The sequence below is a fragment of the Streptomyces sp. NPDC054841 genome (genome assembly GCF_053611045.1).
Genome location: NZ_JBSGZO010000803.1, coordinates 1 through 2,093 on the forward strand (window position 1 = coordinate 1; position 2,093 = coordinate 2,093).

Consider the following 2,093-nt stretch of genomic DNA (forward strand, 5'->3'; position numbering starts at 1 on the left):
ACAACGCAGCGTGGGGGTACCTCCCAGCGGTAGCTGGGGGAGTGCCGTGCAGGGCGTCGCGAGCCGGTGAACCTTTCCGGTCACGGCACTAGGTCGCAGGTCCGACCACGGTGGCGTCGCGACGGCGTCGCCCGAGAGGAATGTGCCCATGCGCGCAGAGTCGTCGTCGGCCGCGCGGACGGGGGCCTTCATCGCGGTCACGGTCGCGCTGTTCTGCATTCAGGTCGACTTCTTCGCCCTGAACCTGGCCATCCCCGGAATCGCGGACGAACTCGGTGTCACGGCCGCGGCCGCCCAGTGGACCCTCTCCGCGTACATGCTCGCCATCGGCTGCTTCTTCATTATCGGCGGCAGGCTGGGGGACGTCTTCGGGCGCCGGGGCACACTGCTGGTGGGGATGGCCCTGTTCGCGGCCGGTTCCGTGGGGTGTGCGCTGGCACCGGGGCTGGGGCTGCTGGTGGGCGCGCGCATCGTGCAGGGCATCGGCGCGGGTTTCGTCTTCCCGGTGTCCGTCGCCGTGATCAGCAATGCCTTCCCGGACGAGACCCGGGCCCGCGCGCTGGGAGCGGCCTTCGGTATCGCCAACATCGGCACGGCGCTGGGTCCGTTCGTGGGCGGCGGCTTCACCGAAGGGCCCGGCTGGCGCTGGATCTTCTGGCTGCTGGCGCCGCTCAGCACGCTGGCGCTGATCGTCGCGGTCGCGTACGTCCCCGACTCACGGGACGCCTCCGCGCCGCGCCAGCTCGACCTGATCGGCTGCTTCACCGTCGTGTGCGCTCTCGCGGCGCTCACGACGGCCGTGGAGCGCGGCAGCGCCTGGGGCTGGGACCACGCCCGCACGCTGACGCTCTTCGCGGTGGCGGTGGTGGCCGGCTGGCTCTTCCTGCTCCGCGAACGCCACGCACGGCATCCGCTGATCGATCTGCGGCTGTTCCGCAACGTCCCCTACGTCCTGGTGACCGGCATGGGGTCGGTCACCAACATGGGCTACGCCGTCACCGTCTTCGTCTCCACGCTCTATCTGCAAGGTGTGCGCGGGCTGTCCCCGCTGACGGCGGGCATCGTGTTCCTGGCGCCCGCGCTGCTCGTGGCCCTGAGCGGCCCGCTGGGTGCCCGGCTGGCAGCCCGGATGCGCCCCACCGCGGTGATGGCACTCGCGGGGGCGATCGCCGGGACGGGGATGATCGTGCTGACCCATGTCACGGCCTGGTGGCTGTACGTGCCCGTGTTCGCATGGTGCGGTCTCGGGCTCGGACTCGGCTGGACCTTCTCCAGCGTCGCGACCCAGCAGGTCGTGCCGCCGGCCAGGGCGGGTGAGGCATCGGGTGTCCTGCTGACGTTCCTGGTCACCCTGGGTGCGATCGCCCTCGCGGCGGCGGCGGCCGCGATCACGGCGATGACTCCCGAGAAGCCGCCGCAGGACGCGTACGACGCGATCCTGCGATTCGGCGGGGCCGTGATCCTGGCGGCGTCCGTCGTCGTCATGGCCGCACGCCACCGGCTCGTGGTCCACGGGAAGCTGCCGCCGCTGTCCATGCGCGCGCCCTGGCCCCCGGTGGGCGCGGGTGCCCGGGCCGGTGACCTGAAGTGACCGGCGGAGCGGAGCGGACGGAGATACTGCACCGGGCGGTCCGGGTGACCGTCGCGGCGAGCGCCGGGTTCTACTCCTTCCTGTACGGGCTCGACGAGTCCGTGATGGCGCTGTACGCGCTGTTCGCCCCCATCTCCCTCGGCGTCCTGTCGAGGGTCCCGGGGTCGGGCCGGCAGCGAGCGGTCGTGATGCTGAAGGCGCTGCCGATCGGTCTGGTGCTGGTCGCACTGGGAACGGCGCTGGCGGTACGGACCTGGGCGGCGGTGCTCGGGATGCTCGTCGTCGGCTTCCTGCTCGCCTTCGCGGCGGTCGCGGGCCCCCGCCCGGCCGGGGTGGGGCCCGGGCTGCAGCTCTTCTACATCCTGGCGTGCTTCCCGCCGTACGCCCCCGAAACCCTGGGACTGCGCCTCACCGGTCTCACCGCAGGGGTCCTGCTCCTGGTCGCCTGCGAGATCTTCCTGCTGCCCACGCCGGCGACCGTCTCCGCTCGGGAGCGGCACGC

1 protein-coding gene and 1 pseudogene are annotated in these 2,093 nt (G+C 72.1%); both read left to right on the top strand.

Annotated features, from left to right (window positions below; translation table 11 throughout):
• Positions 1-148: 148 nt before the first annotated feature.
• Positions 149-1,591, top strand: coding sequence for an MFS transporter (locus ACWGI8_RS43370; RefSeq protein ID WP_453669026.1), 1,443 nt, complete (start codon positions 149-151; stop codon positions 1,589-1,591).
• A pseudogene (locus ACWGI8_RS43375) lies at positions 1,588-2,093 on the top strand (FUSC family protein); the annotation flags it as partial. The gene ACWGI8_RS43370 and the pseudogene ACWGI8_RS43375, both read left to right, overlap by 4 nt.